This window comes from Gardnerella sp. Marseille-Q9185, from assembly GCF_046508745.1.
GTDB classification, from domain to species: Bacteria; Actinomycetota; Actinomycetes; order Actinomycetales; family Bifidobacteriaceae; genus Bifidobacterium; species Bifidobacterium greenwoodii.
Genome location: NZ_JBKFWK010000001.1, coordinates 127,753 through 146,422, shown reverse-complemented (window position 1 = coordinate 146,422; position 18,670 = coordinate 127,753). Strand labels below are relative to the sequence as shown.

11 protein-coding genes, 5 tRNA genes and 1 CRISPR repeat array are annotated in these 18,670 nt (G+C 37.7%); all 16 genes read right to left on the bottom strand.

The annotated features are described in order from the left end of the window. Nucleotides 1–3 precede the first annotated feature (3 nt). The 16 genes from ligA to cas3 all read right to left on the bottom strand — a co-directional run bounded on the left by ligA (nucleotide 4) and on the right by cas3 (nucleotide 18,590). A complete protein-coding gene (ligA, locus tag ACLD5M_RS00565; RefSeq protein WP_410314328.1) occupies nucleotides 4–2,775 on the bottom strand; it encodes an NAD-dependent DNA ligase LigA in 2,772 nt (923 codons plus the stop codon). 54 nt (nucleotides 2,776–2,829) lie between these two features. After that, nucleotides 2,830–6,066, bottom strand: coding sequence for a tetratricopeptide repeat protein (locus tag ACLD5M_RS00560; protein ID WP_410314327.1), 3,237 nt, complete (start codon nucleotides 6,064–6,066; stop codon nucleotides 2,830–2,832). Between the two features lie 75 nt (nucleotides 6,067–6,141). Beyond that, nucleotides 6,142–6,217 (bottom strand) — tRNA-Gly (locus ACLD5M_RS00555). Between the two features lie 201 nt (nucleotides 6,218–6,418). Next, a tRNA-Val gene (locus tag ACLD5M_RS00550) sits at nucleotides 6,419–6,491 on the bottom strand. A gap of 39 nt (nucleotides 6,492–6,530) precedes the next feature. Continuing rightward, nucleotides 6,531–6,602, bottom strand: a tRNA-Val gene (locus tag ACLD5M_RS00545). A 30-nt stretch (nucleotides 6,603–6,632) separates the two neighbouring features. Beyond that, nucleotides 6,633–6,703 (bottom strand) — tRNA-Cys (locus ACLD5M_RS00540). Between the two features lie 28 nt (nucleotides 6,704–6,731). Continuing rightward, nucleotides 6,732–6,804, bottom strand: a tRNA-Gly gene (locus ACLD5M_RS00535). 520 nt (nucleotides 6,805–7,324) lie between these two features. Continuing rightward, nucleotides 7,325–7,465, bottom strand: a complete 141-nt coding sequence (locus tag ACLD5M_RS00530; protein ID WP_410314326.1) for a hypothetical protein — start codon at nucleotides 7,463–7,465, stop codon at nucleotides 7,325–7,327. A 403-nt stretch (nucleotides 7,466–7,868) separates the two neighbouring features. Then, nucleotides 7,869–8,506: direct repeats of the CRISPR family, unit length 28 nt; unit sequence GGATCACCCCCGCGTATGCGGGAAAGAC. 107 nt (nucleotides 8,507–8,613) lie between these two features. After that, nucleotides 8,614–9,693, bottom strand: a complete 1,080-nt coding sequence (cas2e, locus tag ACLD5M_RS00525; RefSeq protein WP_410314325.1) for a type I-E CRISPR-associated endoribonuclease Cas2e — start codon at nucleotides 9,691–9,693, stop codon at nucleotides 8,614–8,616. A 1-nt stretch (nucleotide 9,694) separates the two neighbouring features. Further along, nucleotides 9,695–10,636 carry a type I-E CRISPR-associated endonuclease Cas1e gene (gene cas1e / locus ACLD5M_RS00520; RefSeq protein ID WP_119521632.1) on the bottom strand — a complete coding sequence of 314 codons (942 nt, stop codon included), beginning with the start codon at nucleotides 10,634–10,636 and terminating at the stop codon, nucleotides 9,695–9,697. 27 nt (nucleotides 10,637–10,663) lie between these two features. Next, nucleotides 10,664–11,320: a type I-E CRISPR-associated protein Cas6/Cse3/CasE gene (cas6e, locus tag ACLD5M_RS00515; RefSeq protein ID WP_410314324.1), complete on the bottom strand. Its 657-nt coding sequence runs from the start codon at nucleotides 11,318–11,320 to the stop codon at nucleotides 10,664–10,666. After that, nucleotides 11,321–12,196: a type I-E CRISPR-associated protein Cas5/CasD gene (gene cas5e / locus ACLD5M_RS00510; protein WP_410314323.1), complete on the bottom strand. Its 876-nt coding sequence runs from the start codon at nucleotides 12,194–12,196 to the stop codon at nucleotides 11,321–11,323. Nucleotides 12,197–12,254: 58 nt separating this feature from the next. Beyond that, nucleotides 12,255–13,346 carry a type I-E CRISPR-associated protein Cas7/Cse4/CasC gene (cas7e, locus tag ACLD5M_RS00505; protein ID WP_410314322.1) on the bottom strand — a complete coding sequence of 364 codons (1,092 nt, stop codon included), beginning with the start codon at nucleotides 13,344–13,346 and terminating at the stop codon, nucleotides 12,255–12,257. A 94-nt stretch (nucleotides 13,347–13,440) separates the two neighbouring features. Beyond that, the gene (gene casB / locus ACLD5M_RS00500; RefSeq protein WP_119521624.1) at nucleotides 13,441–14,055 is read right to left on the bottom strand and encodes a type I-E CRISPR-associated protein Cse2/CasB; all 615 of its coding nucleotides are present in this window, start codon (nucleotides 14,053–14,055) and stop codon (nucleotides 13,441–13,443) included. Between the two features lie 22 nt (nucleotides 14,056–14,077). Next, entirely contained in the window at nucleotides 14,078–15,748 is a 1,671-nt protein-coding gene (casA, locus tag ACLD5M_RS00495; RefSeq protein WP_375169505.1) for a type I-E CRISPR-associated protein Cse1/CasA, read from the bottom strand. Further along, nucleotides 15,741–18,590 (bottom strand): CRISPR-associated helicase Cas3', encoded by a 2,850-nt coding sequence (gene cas3 / locus ACLD5M_RS00490; RefSeq protein ID WP_410314321.1) that lies wholly within the window; start codon nucleotides 18,588–18,590, stop codon nucleotides 15,741–15,743. The genes casA and cas3 overlap by 8 nt, the downstream gene beginning before the upstream one ends. Nucleotides 18,591–18,670: the final 80 nt, after the last annotated feature.

Here is an 18,670-nt window from a genome sequence, read left to right as displayed (position 1 = left end):
TCCTTAGTCATTAATATCAAGAGAATTTTCGCTAGCTTTTTGTAGAGCTTCTTCCACGCTTCCAGTTTCCAAAAGAACACTAAATTGCTTTTCGTTAAGCATTGGAATAGAAAGTTCTTGAGCTTTGGTTGCTTTAGAACCAGCATTTTCTCCCAAAATTACGCAGTACGTGTTTTTACTAACTGATCCTGAAGCTTTACCGCCTCGAGACACTATTGCTTCCTTTGCTTCGTCCCTACTAAAGCCTTGCAAAGATCCTGTTACAACAACAGTTTTACCAGCTAGAGTTTGAGCAAGGGATGATGTTTCAACTTTCCCGACCACCCCTGCTTCTTGCCAAGCGTGCAAAACTTCAAATCTCCAGTTGCTACTATCTTTTGCTTGCTTAAACCAGTCATAAACAGCTTGAGCAATTTCTGGACCAACGCCATCAATCTGAGTAAGTTCTTCAACTGAAGTATTTGCAATATTTTCTAAAGATCCTAATTTTGCCGCTATAAGACGCGCTGTTGGTGGACCTAGTCTACGAATAGAAAGCGCAACCAAAACGCGCCACAGAGCAGCATTTTTGCCTTTTTGGGCTATTTCTTCAAGCATGCTACGAGTAGTTTCCGATGGTCTTGTGTACCACGGAACGTTAATTGTATCTTTTGCATTATTTGAAGCTCGTTTAGTTTTCCAAAAAACTACTCGAGCATCTTTTGGAACCTGAAATTCTGGATATTTAGAATCAAATTCACTGTTCTGATCCAAAGCTTCAGCATCAATGTTTTGGCTAGAAGATTCAGCAAATTTTGCTTCAATTGTGCGCGTCCAGAATGCTCGCACTTGTCTCCAAAGACCAGATCCCCCAATTTTTCGAGTATGCTTTTTTAATTTTCCGTCTTTTCCTACTTCTTGCCATTCTTCAACAAGCGGAATTTCCTTCCAAACCATAACATTTTGTAAATCGTTAGCTGTTATGCTAAAAATTCCAGATTCGCTTTTAAGCACAGGAATTTGAGGCTTAGGTAACGTTAAATTAGCAGGAGGAACATAAGGCTGCTGCATTGAGCCTCTTTGAACCACAATCTTATCAATATCTGGGCAGTAAACTTCAGCGGTAGTTGGCCTAGAATCTTCAGGATTTGTAAGAGCTAAAGCGGCGTTATCTCCCAAATTCTCAATATCAAAAGCCTGCCTAGAAGCTAAGTGAATAATACGTTCAGTAAGCTGAGCTGGGCAGTTTTCCACATTAGGACAGCGAATATCTTTATCCCCCTGTTTTGCTGGAGCTAATTTTGCTCCGCAAGAAGGGCAATACTCAGGCATAACAAATTTTCGTAATTGGTTTTCACGACCTTCTCTTGCCTTTAAAACAGGCCCAACTAATTCAGGAATAACATCTCCAGCTTTGCGAACCACAACAGTATCGCCAATAAGCACGTTTTTATGCTCAACTTCGTAAGCGTTATGAAGAGTTGTTCTGGAAATAGTAGAACCTGCAACAGTTACAGGCTCAAGAATTGCTACAGGCGTAACTCTTCCTGTTCTTCCAACCTGAACAACAATATCCTTCAAATAAGTGTTAACTTCCTCCGGCGGATACTTATATGCAATAGCCCATCTTGGGGCTCTTGAAGTTGCTCCAAGATTGCGCTGCAGTGCGCGGTCATCAACCTTTACAACAATTCCATCCAATGCGTGCAAAATATTTGCCCTATGTTCGCCATAATAATCAATCATGTCTTGTATTTCGGCAAAATTAGTTACTCTACGCGTGTATGGAGAAACTGGAACACCCCACTGTTTGTAAAAATTGTATGCGTCAGACTGGTTAAAAGTTGTTTCACTATTAGCATGACTTGAGTTTGATTTCCAACGAAGCTCCCCCAAGCCGTGCGCGAAGAAGCTTAAATGACGAGTTGCGGTAATGCGCGGATCTTTTTGACGAAGCGAACCTGCAGCAGCGTTTCTAGGATTTGCAAAAGCTGCTTTTCCAGCGTCTTCCTGCTCCTCATTAAGCTTACGAAAATCAGCCCATTTCATAAAAACTTCGCCGCGAATTTCAACAAATTCAGGAATATCGTCAGGATTTTCAGCATGAAGCTGAGTTGGTATTGCTTCAATCGTTCTAACATTAAGAGAAATATCTTCGCCTGTTACGCCATCTCCTCTAGTAAGCCCCTGCTCAAGAGTGCCGTTTCTGTAAATAAGATTTAACGCAAGACCGTCAATTTTTACTTCGCATGTCATAGGAAGCGGCTTGGATTCAGGCCATTGCAAATCTCTAAGAACACTGTTGTACCAATCGTGTAATTCGTCAATAGAAAACACGTCATCCAAACTCATCATTCGCGAAGGATGTTTTACAGAAGTAAAATCGTTGGAAAAAGTTCCACCTACGCGGTGCGTTGGAGATTGCGGAGTGTCAAGTGTTGGAAAAGCTGATTCCAGAGCACTCAATGCTCGTATACGCGCATCATAAGCTGCATCCGAGCTTGTTGGAGCATCTTCAACATAGTAGTCAATTTGATCAGATTGCGCCCACGCTGCTAATTTTGCCCACAGGCGTGCAGCCTGTTCAGTAGTAAGAGATGTAGGCTGTAGACTTGAAAGAGCTAAAGCGTCCGCATCGGTAGGTTCTAGTTTATGAATCCACTCATCTGTGTCAACATTAGGATTCCAAATATGAGCATTAGAGTGCGCTTCATCAGTTACAGCTTGCTCATCAAAATCGTCAAAAAGCGTCCATTGAGAGCTTTGTGACGCTGCATCATTGTAAGCAGCACTCATAAAATCCCCTTTCAACCCAAATATTTAGCGTAACCCACTACTCTATTTAGCATTTTAAGCATTTAGTGAACGCAAGAATTGAGATTGCACAGCACCTTCCAAATCTTCGTTTGAAGTCATGCGAATATTAGCAACGCACAAAGTTCTTGCAATAACAAACATTCCTTCATCAACCGTAAGTTTTGCAGCTTTACCAATAATATGGCTGGCTTCAATATTTGGCCAAACAGGAATATCGTCATTCATAAAATTCTGCTTCACATCGTCCATATTAGCCGGAGCTTTATAACACTGCGAGCGCATTCTAGATAGCAGTTCTTCTAGTTCCATTTGCAATGGTTCTATTCTTCCTGGGGCTAAATAATCAGCCATGCGATACGCGCTTGCAGCGAGTGCAAACCTGTCTTGCATCCATGCAGCGTACGCTAGTCGATAGTATGCGAATGCTGCATCATCCTTGTCGAAAGATACTCTCAAAGCGTTTAAGCATGCTGCTATAACAGATGGCCAGTCTTCTTTTTGAGATAATTCTGCCGCAAGCTTTAAGTGAGATAGTGCGTATGTTGGAGCGTACGCAACCATCATGTTTAAGTGCTTTAATGCAGCCTCATGCTTATTTAATTGCGAAAGTAAGTCTGCTAACTCCATGTGCGCGTAGAACAATCCGTCTGGAATAAGTAGTGTATGCTCTTCTGGTGTTGCAAATACGTGATTGTACACAACTCTTTCCGCATAAGAGTTAAAGTAGCGTGGAACAACATTTTCTACGGAAAACATTGAGTCGAATTTAGCAATATTTTTCTCGTATTCTTCTATTGCAGTGCTAATATCGCCTTCCATAAGCTGCTCTTGGACTCGAATACGCATGTTTCGTATGCTTTGCGAAGCTTTGAATGAAAGTTCAGGTATGTCTGTTTCGTCAATAAGAGCTCTTGTTACACTGTCTGCTTTTTCACTAAGCTCAGGATCTGCAATTTGCTCAATAATATTCATTGCCTCTCTAGCTTTTTCTGCTGTTGTTTGAATTGGCTGAGATGCAATATGGTGGAAGTCTGTAACAGCTTGCTGCAAAAGGTCTTCTCTTTGAATTGATAAGCCTTGTGCGTGTGATGTTCCAAGTATTTCTTCTTGTTCTTCGCTAAATATTGTGTCGGAAAATTCAGGCTCTTCTTGCGCTCCTCTAGGTGCGAAGCAAGTATCGTGCATATCGAATGATGCTTCTACTGAGCCTAAAGTGTAGTCTTCGCGCATGCTCATTGTTGCATTAGATTGCTTATATATTTCTATTGGATTTTGCAAACCGTGAGCACGAATATGTTTAATAAATTTTTCGCGTTCAAACGTTACTGTCATTAGCGTACGTATTTCTGGAGGCTCGCTAAAAGCAGCTAAAGGATTTGAGTTTGAATCTGCTTTAGATTCCGTCTTAGAATCAACTAAAGATTGCGCACCTTCAACAACTTCTGCAAGCGGTAAGTGTTGCAAATCCTGGATTTGTGAAGGGTCTCCATGAACGTCACCGTCTTTTGGATCACCCTTTGAAGGCGCATTATTTACATTCATATTGTCTAATGCTTGAATAGTGCGGTTTAGTAGCGTACTTATTGCATTATCTTGTGCTGCAACCATCTCTTCTAAACCAATAGAATCAAGTCTAATTGAAACATGCTGTATTTTTTCGCTTGCACCAAAGGCGAGCGTTGCAAGCATAATGCCGAATCGCAGATTGTAATATGTTGCCATACGCGACTTTTCAACATTACTTAGCATATGCCACTTATGCTCTAAAGTATCGTATTTGCTTGTAGGCATTAGCGACGATCCTGTAGAAGTGAAAGCAATCGCCACATTGCCATCGTTTAGATTAGAGCGAAAATCTGCGTCGAATCTAAACGGCATGTATAAGCTTCTAATAAGCTTAGAAAGAGATTGACGGTACAGCCACTCTCCCGCATCGTTCTGCTTCAAAAATGTTGCAGACTGCTGATATTTTCTAGCCTTATTCCATAAGTGAAGCAAAGGACGAATACTATCGTCTTGTAAAGGATTTGCTAAACTTGGCGTATCAAAAGATTCACAAGCATTAAAAGCAGGGTTTTCAATCATAGCGTTATCTATAGCAGCAATGCGCTCTAAGCTAACGTTTCCTTCAAAATTCTTTCCGCCCTGCAAAGAATTAGCTTGTAAGAACTGGTATATGGCTTGTAAACGATTTAGCGCTCCTTCAATTCTTAAAACTTTTAGTGCTGAGGAAGGGTCTAATGAATCGTCCCAAATTAAGTAATGTGCAGAAGTTTGTTGAGCTTGTCTAAAATGTAGTCTTTCTGCTCCATGAACAGCTTCTAAGCTTCTAGTTGGATCTAATGCTCCAACCTCTTTCATAACTCGCTCATAGTAGCTTTCTAAGCCGGAAACTTGCAATCCAACTTTTTTTGCGTGCGCAATATCTGCAGCGCTTCTTCTTATTGCGCCAAGAGGTGCTTCAGTATGCAATCTTCTTAGAACGTGCGAATATCCAAAACCTATTAAGTTTTGATTTAAATCTGGTATGAAAAATGTTGCGAAAAATGTTGTTGCAATAGCATTCTCGTAAGTAAGATTACAACGCAAAGAATCAGGTAATTTTACGCGCGTGCTTTCAAGCGTATATCTTTTATGCTTTCCAATTGTGCAGCAAAGCCACGAAGCAACCTGATGCAAACCATCTTCTAAAGAAACTTGCATAACAATATCGCCATTTACTATAGAAATATTGTTGTTGCCGTTTGTGATTGCTGCGCTTGCCTTGGACGTGCTGGCTGCGTTTTTATTTTTTAAGCACAGGCTTGGCAAGCTTTTTAAACTTTGCAAAATATTGCGGAATTTTTTTGAAATATTATTTGATTTAGGTACTTTTAAGCTTCCGTAAAAACGAGTTGAATTTCGTAAAGTAAAAGAAGATTGCTCAATAAAAGAAAGTTGCGGAAGACGTTCAAACGTATCTTCAAGAGTTACTTTGTCGCCCGTGTAAACTCTACCTTCTGAATCTGCAATAGCAAGTTGACGAAAAAGCTTTCCATCATTTTTAACTAATCCAATCGAAATGCAGAAGGATTTCCCAGGAATTCTAAACCATCCAACCTGAGTATTAGAAGGAAGGCTTGGAAAATCGGTGAAAATATTATGCTTTACAAAGTTTGGAATAGAAGTAACTCTGCCTTCTAGCCATAAGGAATTGATGGCATCTACCATTGTAGACATACTATCTTCGTTAGAAGTCGTCTGATTGGTAGATTGTACGTCGTCAGCCATAAATTCCCATTCTTTCAAAATCGATGCTAGTAGCAATTATGGAAACACGATTTCATAAACAAAATACTAAAAAAGTGGAGCGGACAACGGGACTCGAACCCGCGGTCTCAACCTTGGCAAGGTTGCGCTTTACCAACTAAGCTATGTCCGCAAAACAAGATGCTATTCTAGTTAATTATTTAATTAAATGCAAATATGGAATGTCGCAAGGTTTGTGGTTTGAAAATCAGTGTAATCGGCGAAAATCGTGGTTATGGGATTATAGAGTTATAGGGGTTATAGGGTTAGGTTATAGTCCAAAATCGAGTAACAAAAACAAAAAACGCAGTGCTTTTACACTGCGAACATATTGTGGGTGATATAGGAATCGAACCTATGACCCCTTCCGTGTGAAGGAAGTGCGCTAGCCGCTGCGCCAATCACCCAAAATTTTTTAATTATGCGTGAAAGGCAATCCTTTCGAGTGGGCGATACAAGGTTCGAACTTGTGACCCCTTCCGTGTCAGGGAAGTGCGCTACCACTGCGCCAACCGCCCAGGTTGTTTATTAAGCATGAAGCTTAATCGAGGTGGGTACGAGAGTCGAACTCATCTATACGGCTTTGCAGGCCGCTGCCTAACCGCTTGGCTAACCCACCGTAAGGTCGAATAACTCATCGGACCTAGAGCGGACAACGGGACTCGAACCCGCGGTCTCAACCTTGGCAAGGTTGCGCTTTACCAACTAAGCTATGTCCGCAATGCAACTTTACTGACCAACGTCAGCGCCGAAGCACGAGTAACTACTATACCCGAAATATTCTCAAATGCAAGCCCTCGCCTATTTGGCGTGTCGTTTGGTGGTGTTTTGGGGAATAACCACTCTTTTGCAATAGTTAATTTTCCCGTTTTCTATTATGCAAACGCAATTTAGCTTCGTATCTTCTCTAGATAAACGTTTTTGAACAATGGTATTTATTGAATCCCTTGTTGCATTGGATATTCTAAAAAATAACGCTATAATGAACGTAACGCGAGGGCCTCGCAGCTGCCGTTTACGTCAGATTGTTAGTCGAGGGGATCCCTCGCAATTTTCATTTTAAGTGTTTTTTTTTAATATAAGATTTATTCATCTTCGTCGTAATTTGCAGAATGTTGACGACGTGGAAGCTCTAGTTTATCTGCCATTTCGTTATATGAATCAAGATAGTCATCGTCAATAAGATTGTACGCTTCAACAATAAGCTTACGAGGAGTATTTTGATGTTCCCATGCAAGGCTTAGTAATCCGTTAATGCTTCATAAGGCTCTCCTGCGCATGTAGCATTATTAGCGGCTTCTTTGCAAAGCTTATCCATGTATGGCTCAGCATAAGGCCGGAGTTTTTCGACCATGTCATAATAAATTTTCTGCATGTTCATCAGCTTCTCACTCCTTTCTTATTTTCCACAACTGGGAACGCTGTATTGACGCGCCACTCTTTTTTCTTTTCTCGCTCAATCGTTGCAAAAACTGAAAAACGTGGGGTGCTCCTCAGACTAATGTTCCAGTCTTGAAAGCTGGTTGCCGAGGTTCCCACGTTGGTTATATCGTATCACAATATTTATAGGATCACCCCCGCGTATGCGGGAAAAACTATAGTGGATAGTGAGTCCCGGACACCTGGATTGTTCGGGACTCTTTATTTACTTATTGCGCTTCAAGGATTACCACTGCGTATTAGAGAAAGACTAGTGCCCCCGGTGATAGGGCACTTTATTGAAAGGATCACCACGCATATGCGGGAAAGACTTATATTCCGTGGCTCGCTTTTCTAACCCCTTAGGATCACCCCCGCGTATGCGGGAAAGACGCGACTTTTAAATCCTCAACACAAATTACTTGTGGATCACCCCCGCGTATGCGGGAAAGACGATTATACTGTTTTCGCGCACCCCGCGATACAGGGATCACCCCCGCGTATGCGGGAAAGACTTATAAGCTAATTTCCACTTTGGCATGTTCTCGGGATCGCCCCCGCGTATGCGGGAAAGACATCCAGCTGACCCCAAGCCAATCAGCATAGACGGGATCACCCCCGCGTATGCGGGAAAGACCCGTTTATTATTCAAGGCGACCAAACAAAAAAGGGATCACCCCCGCGTATGCGGGAAAGACAGCGTACGGTGCGGCCTCTCCTATTTTCCTGGAGGATCACCCCCGCGTATGCGGGAAAGACTCTGACGCTACACTTCGATTCTTTCCGTATGTGGGATCACCCCCGCGTATGCGGGAAAGACAACTTGTTTGACGATTTGGAAACATTTGAACTAGGATCACCCCCGCGTATGCGGGAAAGACATTAAACCAAGGCCAAGAGTAGAACGCGTCTTAGGATCACCCCCGCGTATGCGGGAAAGACTGTGGCTCAAACTATTGAAAAACAAGGCGACTAGGATCACCCCCGCGTATGCGGGAAAGACACTTAAAAATCCCAATAAAATGGCCATTTTTATAACAGCAATAGTCAAATTCCATTTACTTTTCAAATTCAACCTATCACAGAGCGTAGTACATCAGTATTTTATTTTTATGAAATAAATTTTAGCAATCCTTTCAAATTAAAAACAAGATGCGCTGTCAGTCTAGCGTCCAGAAGAGCTCTATGTGGAACGGAGTCAGAAATGTTGTATTCGTGTAGTACCGTCTTTAGCTGGTAATTTTTTAAAAATTTCTTTTCTTTCTTTACAAAACGTGAGATATCAAAAATTTTATTAATTGAAAGAGAATAATCCAATCTTTCATCTAATGAAGATAAAGCAGAATTTAAAAATGACATATCAAACTGTATATTGTATCCAAGTACCGGTAATTTTCCGATAAAATCAATAAATTCTTTTAATGCTAAATCTAATCCTACACCATAAGACTCAAGCATGTTAGTTGTAATACCAGTTAGCTCAATAATTTCATTAGGAATAAAATTATTTTTGTTAAAATTACTAACGCTATCGCAATTAATCTTTATTAGTTTTTGGAATTCTTCAATTTTCCCATCAATAAACTTAACGGCTCCAATTTCAATAATTTTATCAAATTTGCTATTTAAACCTGTAGTTTCGCAATCTATTACAACAAAATTTTTATCTATTTTATCTATAAAATCCTTCCAGTAATCGGTACAAGTTATCTCCTCATTATCCGTAGTAAATTTTGCAGTTTGAGAAGCATTATCATAACTTAGATAACTAATATTTTCATTAGCAAGATTATTTTCAATTGTGCTAGAAGGAGTATTAATATTTTTACGCCTTATATTTGAAAATTTCTTTGCATTATGAAAATGTGCTGCATCGCTAAATCCATGTTTAATATCGTTTTCTAATGTATCAACTGTTGGAATACGTACCAGAGGTAATCCATCCGAATAAACTACTTCACGATGCGAATGGATAGTCTTAAAGTCGTATCCAATTTCATTTCTGGAAGAAAAACTCATTGTTACAGCACCATTGCCAACACTGCCTTCTATACGTTTCCATAATTCTTCTCGAACTCTACCGTTAAAATTGCCTACGTAAACGCCTGTAGCAATTTCTTGCATCCACTTGGTTAAATCACCTCTTAAAGATAGTGGACAGTTCGTCATCGTAATCACAGTTAACGGCATATTAATTCACCTCGCTGTAATTTACACCAGAAGCTACAAGGTGTACTCTATCATCCCAAAGATGTATTACATCAACAGTAATTTGGTCGTCAATTGGGATTTCAAGAAGATTTTGTATATCATTAACGATACGAGACATTATATTGCAATTTGCGAAGCAATCGCGCATCTTCAAACGCATTAACTGTTCAATGTCATCGTCTGGTTCACACTGAGCAGCAATTTCAAAAGACGCAGGAATAGTTAATTCAGCTTTATATAAGTCTGCAATATCGTATACGAGAGAAAGATCATGTCCGGTATGCACGAAACCTAATCCAGGTGCTAAACCTAAAGCAGATATTATGCTATGTACTAAACCGTAGAGACATACATTTCCTACAGATAATGCTTGATTGACAACAGTGCCACTTTCAAAATCGTCGATTTTATAATCGCGACCATTCCACTGGACATTGTATTTGTTAGACATTTCCCTATATACATGTCTAACGCGAGCGCCCTCTCTTCCTCGCAATTGTTGCATAGTATATGAGGATACGTTTTCATTAGGGAAACGCATTTGATACATTTTTCTCGCAACGCTCAGTCTAGATCTACTATTAGTAACAAGTTTTGCTTGTTTTTCCAACAATCTTGAACTTCTTGACAATGCTCTACCATGAGCATAATTGCGAACCCCATGCTCACCAACCCAAACTATGCTTGCACCAACATCTCCAAGTAATTCCATGGCTCTATGAGTAATCTCCGTACCAGGACCTAAAAGTAAAACACCAATCATTGCAGCAGGAACTTTTATAGTTCCATTTGCATCAAAGACTGTAACAGTACTATCAAGACGATTGATTTTCGCATGCTCTACATATATGAAACTTACTCTGTCGCCTATACGTGGAAGCTCTTGAATTTCGGCTTTCTTAGCACCGCATTTCTTTTTCATACTGTTACAGCCTTCAATAAAATAGCATCATTTATTTAAATTATCTAATGGGATTACTGTCATCATTCCAAAGCCATACGCTTTCTTTTTGCCAATTCCTTCTAGCAACGTTTTACGTATAATATCCGCATCGCTAATTGTTAAAATACCTTGATAAACAGCTTTACTTAATCGAATAGGTTTTTCTGACTTGGTAAATAAGCTATATCCGCGTTCAACAATGGTGAATTCATTTTCGTTCAACGAAAAACCTAATTTTTGCGCTCGATTAAGCAAAAAATTCATCTGCTGATCATAAGTAACATGTGGTACTACTCTACCTCTAGTAGTGCGAGTTTCAGCAGTATCAGAAATAGCAACAACAGGGTTAAGTGCCACCCGAAATTGCATTCTCATGCCATTCATTAGTGAGCCTAAAAACTTATCATAATTCTTACTTGACGCTGTTCCGGCAACACCATACATCTCTAGACGTTGCAAATCCGGTTCAGAATTACTCACTATAAGCAAGTAATGTTTTCCATGTAAAACATCAACTCTCCACAGCTTTCGGCTCCTTTCATGATTCTCCCATTCGTCAGGAAAACTTTGCTCAACCCAATTATGGAAAGCACCAACAGATTTAAGATCTCTCAACGACGAAGGCTTTTTATAATCAATTTCTACTCTGCTTAAATAAGACATTTAAGACTCCAATCCAGAAAAAGCATCATGCTCAGCAATAAACTCTCCAACAGATTTAAGATGTTTACTATCTGATGAAATATCTTCCGAATTCAAATTATTGTGTGAAATTTTCTCAATAGGAATTTCCATTTTTGACTCGTATCGAAATCCAAATTTTCTTTCCTTATTTGAGAAAGAATTAACGTAATCCTTTCGTAGCTTACGAACATACGACTGAATTTTATAAGTACAAGTATTATCTTTAGCTAATTCGCATTCTGCTTTATATACTAAATCTGAATCAGCATATAAAGATATAAATCCAGCATTACATGATTCATTAGAAGATTGCGAGAGCATAGATAATTTAGAAACTTGTACTTGATTTTTCCCTGCTTTTCTTGCAAGCCACTCATACGTTAATAATGCTTGAATTACTCCGCAATCTTCTACTCCTAGAATAAAATCAGCTGTAGGAGGCAGTGATCTTCTACCTAAACTAGATTGAAAATACGGCGAGCGCAAAGCATTATTAATGCTATCAATGAGTTTTTCATTGTCAGATCCTATTGCAACAAGAAATATAGCATCTTCTAGATAGTAACGATTTGTAACATAATTTTTTTCAAAGTTACCGTTAGACTTATATTTTGCAGCAATATGATAATCTCTAAGCAAATTTCCTTGCTGATCAATTCGCACTGCAAAATCCAAATCATTAAGCTTTACAATCTCCTCATCACAATCTGTACTTCTTCTATACCCAAAAGCTGCAGCAACCATACCTATTACCGCACTTTTAGATGGATAGTAATCTGTGTGACGAGTTTCAAAATGAGAATCTGTACCCCATGATTGCAAAGGTCCAGCAAACTTCAGTAATAAACTTTTCATAAGCTTCCTAACTGTTAAACACTAAACATCAACTAATAAGTGTTATTTATTAAGAAATTTACTGAAGCAATCCTGAAACTTTAGAAGAAAAATCATCTAACAATTGCTGCATACTTTGCTCTTCCACTCCTAATTTAAGATTCTCATTTGAAGAATCCATTGTTACATAGAATGACGCGAGTGGCTTATGAACAAATTTTTGAACTTTCTCGTATTCTTGAGATAGCTTCTCTATAGACTTTGAAACATATCCACCTTTAGATTTTACTGGATCTTCAAATGCGCTAACTAAGTTCACTGGCCTGTCATCTCTTAAAGTTACCACAAGCATTTGCGGCAAAGTTTGATTAGCAAAAGTATTTACTTTGCCAGTAGGCATTGCGTTAGCAAAAGCTTCAATAAAAAGTCTGAGAGCATTAATTGTAGATTCTTTGTTATCGCTCAACTGGTGACTAAATTCATGCACTGCCACATTTGCATAACGATAAAGCGTTGAAGAATTATATTCTATTGTTCCAAGCATCCCTGCTCCAGCATTATTATCCTCAGTAGATAAGTCATCAACAGCAGTATAGTAATCAAATTCAGTTCGAATAGCATGAGTGGAAATTGCGTGAGCAACTTGCGAAGAAGCGTCCTCATTAAGCGATGCATCGTCTGCAAGCATGCGACCGAATAACGCAATATCAATAGGCGGATTATCTTTCAAGATTTCTTGCAGTTGCTTCTTGTCCTTAATATTGTTGACTGCTGCTTGCGCTAAAGAATTCGCTTGATTTTCACCTAAGAAAAATAGAACATTTACTACAGGAGTTATTTTACCTTTATTTGTTTTAGTTTTAACGCCAGCATTATTTAACGTTTTATTTGCTAAATCTAATGCTTCTTGTTCAGATAATTCTGGTTTTAACGCAACAATTTTATCTGCAAGGTACTTAACAATGTTTTTGCTTCGCATTCCAACATTGGAATCTACGCTGTGTTCTTTGAAATATTCGCGCATTGAGTGCTTCCAGCATTGAGAGCTTACTCTAGCTCTAGTTACACCGCCATATTGAGCAGTTTTCGGGCTGCCTGCATCATCACGATTAATATTGCATGGTGGAACAGTTTGGATTGCTTGAATATCTAAGAATAAATGAGCGTTCATTGTTTTGCCTTTCTAAATTTTAGTTAATTGTTTAATAACGTTGTTTTTGAAATATGTAATTTTTAAAATATGTGATGTTGCTAAAAAGTTATTGCTACTTGCTTAAGCGATAATATTCTTGTGCCCAGGAAAGTCTTATTTTTTCTGAATCTTCAAACTGAAGCAAATACAAATCGCGCGCAAGTTTAGAATAATCAATTGCTTGCTTATCTTCTTTCGTTCTGCTTTTTAATAGTCGAACTAGTTGACGAAGATAGTAGTAAAAACTCTCATAATCGCTTGCAGTAATCATAACACTAAAGCGTCTATCCATCGCCCCACGTACGCCTTCGTCACTTCTTAGTGCTCTTAAAGCTGTTCCCATATTGTTATAAGATTTTTCATTTTCTGAATCTTCAGATTTGTCTAAATCTTTATAACTTGATTTTTCTCTAACACCTTGCTCGTACAATGCGTATATTTGCAAAGTGTTTATAACAGCTCGCAATTGGTAGCTAACTTCACCATATTTATTGATGAAGCTTACCGGAACATTGCTTAATATCCATGGCCATATTTCTACAGACTGACTTAATGTCTTACCAATTGTGTGGCGAAGTTGAGCAAGCATAGCTCTATTTGACGAAGCATCTGCAATTTCTATAAATTGCTTGATAATTTTGCTAACAGCATTAGATACTTCGACAGTTTTGCTTTGATTTTCAGTCATAATAGCCTCCTTTCTATGTCTTTTATTTTCCTGATAATTTTTTTAATCGACTAATAAAAATGTTGTAAGCTATAACTATATTTTTTGCAGGATTTTTTTTACTTTTTTCACCAACAAGACCTGTAAAATCACGTAACGTAGCATTTTTTAACATGACTTCTGCCTCATTTATGAGTATGTTATACAAAGTATTTCTCCATTGAGTACATCGTTCATTCATTGAATCTTTTGGTTTAATATTTGCTAACCATTCTCTAAACGGTTGATCAACTAAGAAATAAACATGACTAATACGCTTATCGGCATATTTAGTTGCATCATCTTTATTTCTATTACGTATTTCACATATGTCTAGAAGAAATTGCCTGTAAATAAATCCTATGGCAGATCTTGTATGCTCCACTTCATTGTTAATTCTACCCACCCATCCATTGTCAGAATTATCAGTTACTACAACTTCATCAATATGCAAAGTATCGCATATTTCATCTGTAGGAACCCAAGATGTAGAATTGCCATCATCTTTCATACTTACAGCCTGTAATGAAATAGAAGAACCTTCAATATCTTTACTAATTTTATTTAACCATTCCATAATTCCCGGTTTGTGATTTTTTAGGCTCCCATCATCTGATTCTTGCAAGGTAAGTAACCCAAATGATCTCCACATAGATTCTTCTACTTCATGCTTCCTTGGAGTGTATTTGTCCTTGTTTTCCCGTTCCTTGTTGTAGTGCCATACTGTCATTGGCTCAATAAAAGCATTTTTATGATTAATATCAGGAAGTTTCACTATAGAAACCGATATCGGCTTGTCAATACTAATATCAGGATTTATATATATTGCTCTACTCCATCGAGTGTAAAGCTGAGAAATATTGTCAATAAATGTTTCATAAAACGAATTTTCAATATTTTCTGCTCCTGAATATTCCCAACACGGTTTTTGTCTCTTCGCAGGAGATTGCATTTCACCAACAAGCACGCAGTTGAGCATAAGAGTTTCAAATAGGTTTTCGCCTTCTACGTAAATGCCACCAAGGTCAAAAAGCCATCCTTTAGAAGCTTTATATTTTCCCGTACCAAAAAAGGTCTTATCCGCCAATCCAGCGTATGACTGTAGCGTAATAATCCATCTTGCTAATTGCGGCTGCGTAAGTGACGATTTGTTATTATCAACATTATCTTTTGGAGAAAATACAGCTATTTTATTGTTACTTTCAGAAATTAAGCGATTAATATTTTTGCCCAATAATTCAGTAGGATTTTGACAACTAAGCTTTTTGCTCTCAATATCTAATATAGTAGCCTGAAAGAAAGGATATTTGTCATCAAAAAGGTAGAAACGATCATGCCATTGTTCTAAATATTTGAAAACTGCGTCTGGAAACTTTTTTGAAATCCAAACTTCACGCCAAATCTCCATTGTTTCTTCATTGAAATCCTCTTTATCGTCTTCATCTGAATCAAATTCACGAGAATTTCCTCGAATATCATATCTAGAAAAAACAGTATGAAGCACAGCTAACAGAATACGAAGCAATGCAAAATCTTGAGTTTTCATATCACCAGCAAGAGCTTTATATTCAGATGCATGCTTAAATAAATCTGTAATTGATACAAGCTTATTGTGGCCTTTTTTGTCTACAATGACGGAAATCCAAGGCTCATCTAGTAAATTAAATCTACTCACCTTTTAATTCCTTTCTGTCTTCTTCCAAACTCTTAATACATACAATACCACTTTTTTCAGAATACGCAACTCTGTATTTCGATAATTTGCAAATATTATTTTCGTCAAATAGAAGCACCAAAGAACCTCGCAGCCAAGGCTGATCATCCCAGTTTTGGAATTGCTTTTGTTTTCGTATTCTTTCCAATTCTGCAATTGTTTCTTCAACACGATTACTGTTTAGTGTAAACATCCACGGCAACCCTACTGTTTCTTGAGCAAGTTTCATTGCAACTTCCACATCATCAATATTTTGTGAAATATCCTTACAATCATGGAAAGTTCCATAACCAGATCCAACTTTTTTAACAGCAATAACTTCTATAGATTCACCGCTGTTACGAACTTGAGCGCATGCAAATTCATCAGACTCTTTTACAATTGGATTCTTCAACAAGCCAACAATAGATTTTCTACCGATTTCTGTTTTTGGATTTTCAATTCTATATGTTTCAGCATCACTTTCATTGTTATTTCTGTCTGAATCATATTCTCTTTTTGCAGCAGCATGCGCATCGTTCAAATCTTCCTGTAACTCTAAAGGATTATCGCCATAAACTATTTGCACTAATCGAGAAATATCTTGAGGCATGTTTATAACATTCGGCAAATAGTATTGAGTTCTCATAAGTAAATATTTACTGTAAATAGACTCAGAGCCTTTATCAAATTTGTAGATTTCACTAGTACCCAACACATATAAAATTGGTTCTTTAAGAGAATTTGGTCGTTCTATCGTATGCCTATGTAATCTACCAGCACGTTGAAGTAATAAATCTATAGGAGCAAGATCAGTAAACAAAACATCAAAATCAATATCAAGTGACTGTTCTAATACTTGCGTACCAATAATTATTGCACAAGCAGGTCTATGAGCATTCTTGCCAATCATATTACAAATCTGCTGTTCTTTTCTAACTCTATCAGTAGCAATAAATTGCGAATGAACAAGTATAACTTCGTCATCACTAAATTCATCAACGCAAGCATTATAAATTTCTTGCGCTCTCTTAACGGTGTTTACTATAATTCCAGCAATACCGCCATTATTTAACAAAGATTTAAGCTTACTAACAAGCGATTCATGTAAGTTATCGTCTGTTATTTTTCTTACAGAAATAGATTTATTATCACTTTTATCATTTTCAATAAATTTTTGTTTTACACAGTTTTTATCACTGTATGTAATTAAAGGATAACCATTTGTTTCAAAATCAACATTAGACTTATTGCATTCACTCCATTTAAATCCCAACCCGCGCAGCAGATAAGATTTTATAAGTTCTTTTCTACGCTTTGCAGGTAAGGTGGCAGAAAGCAACACTACAGGAACACCATATGCTGCCATCCAAATAAGAGATTCTTCAAGATACTTATTCATATAAGCGTCATATGCGTGCACTTCGTCAATAATTACAACTTTTTTACTTAAACCCAAATGACGAAGCATAAGATGTTTTTGTTTTAGAGAAGCTAACAAAAATTGATCTACTGTACCAACTACAAAATCATCCAACATTGCGGTTTTTCGCCCCGTAAACCAATCATTAAGTATTACTCCATTGTTATTTGCATCGTTATTACTTGAAGTACTTTCACAACCATCATTCATATTTTGCATTCCACGAGGCAAATGGGCATAATCTGCATTCAGTTCAGCTTTACCATGAACTAAACGTAAACCAATTTCGCCCTGAAAATCACTATTCACACTTTTAAGCCAATTCTCGACTCGCCTAAACATTCCGTTAGAAGTGGCTTGAGTAGGAAGACCGAAGAACACTCCGCTTCTTCCAGTTAGATTTGCCAATTGCTCAGCAGCAATTAAAGAAGCTTCTGTTTTACCTGAACCCATTGCCGATTCAAGAATAAAAATTCCAGGCTCTTTAGATTGAGAAATTACGTCGTACAACGCTATCTGAACATCATTTGGCAAAAAACCAAAACGATGCTTATATAGTTCTGAAACACTGCTACAACAATTTAATGATTCCCATACGTCTTTAGAACCATGCTGTAACCACTTTTTCCAGCCTTTTTTATATCTTTCTTCCTGATTCTCAATCAAATCTTTCTCTATTGGAATAAGCGGAAAATAGTTTTCATTACTAGCAATCCAATCAGCCATAATTACTAATCCGCACAACAAAACTTGCGCAGGTTCACTTATTTCAGGAAGATCATTCACATTAGAAAAATCATTCCTTTCTAAAGCCCAGCCTAAAATATCATTCTGCAATTTTTGCCATAATTTACTATTTTCACTCTCAGATTCACTTTGATAATAATGATCAATATATTTAGACATATTATTTTTATAAACAGAATCATCATCTAAAGGCCTACCATGATGAGCGCCAACGATTGCACAAATTCCTTCAGGAACTCCAGCCTTAGAAAGAATAGCTTGACCTGTTATAGTGTGATGACTACTTGAGCAATCTGTTGACTTAAGAATAAAATCATCGATATTTGTAAAACCTACGTTAGCTAACTTATTTTTTAACGCAATATCTAAATCTTTTGAATTTGAAGGCGATTTACGAAACTGAAAAACAGGAGTAGCTTTACCAATATCATGTATGAATCCTAAAAATTGAGATAATTTTTTTGCATCAACATGCTTACTTAATGAGCATTCAATCAATCTTCGCTGACCATTACTAAGCCAATGATACCATAATTGGCCAATAACATTTCCAGTATCTTCAAGGTGTTGAGCAAGAGGAAGCCATTGCATAGTACCATTGACTTCTCTCTTTTTACCCCATAATGCAGGATTAATAATATGATTACAATTCATACCTACTATCCCCTTAATCCACAATGATTACTAAATAATGGTAAATATACTCTCAATAAGAGCTTTAAGAAAGATTGTGT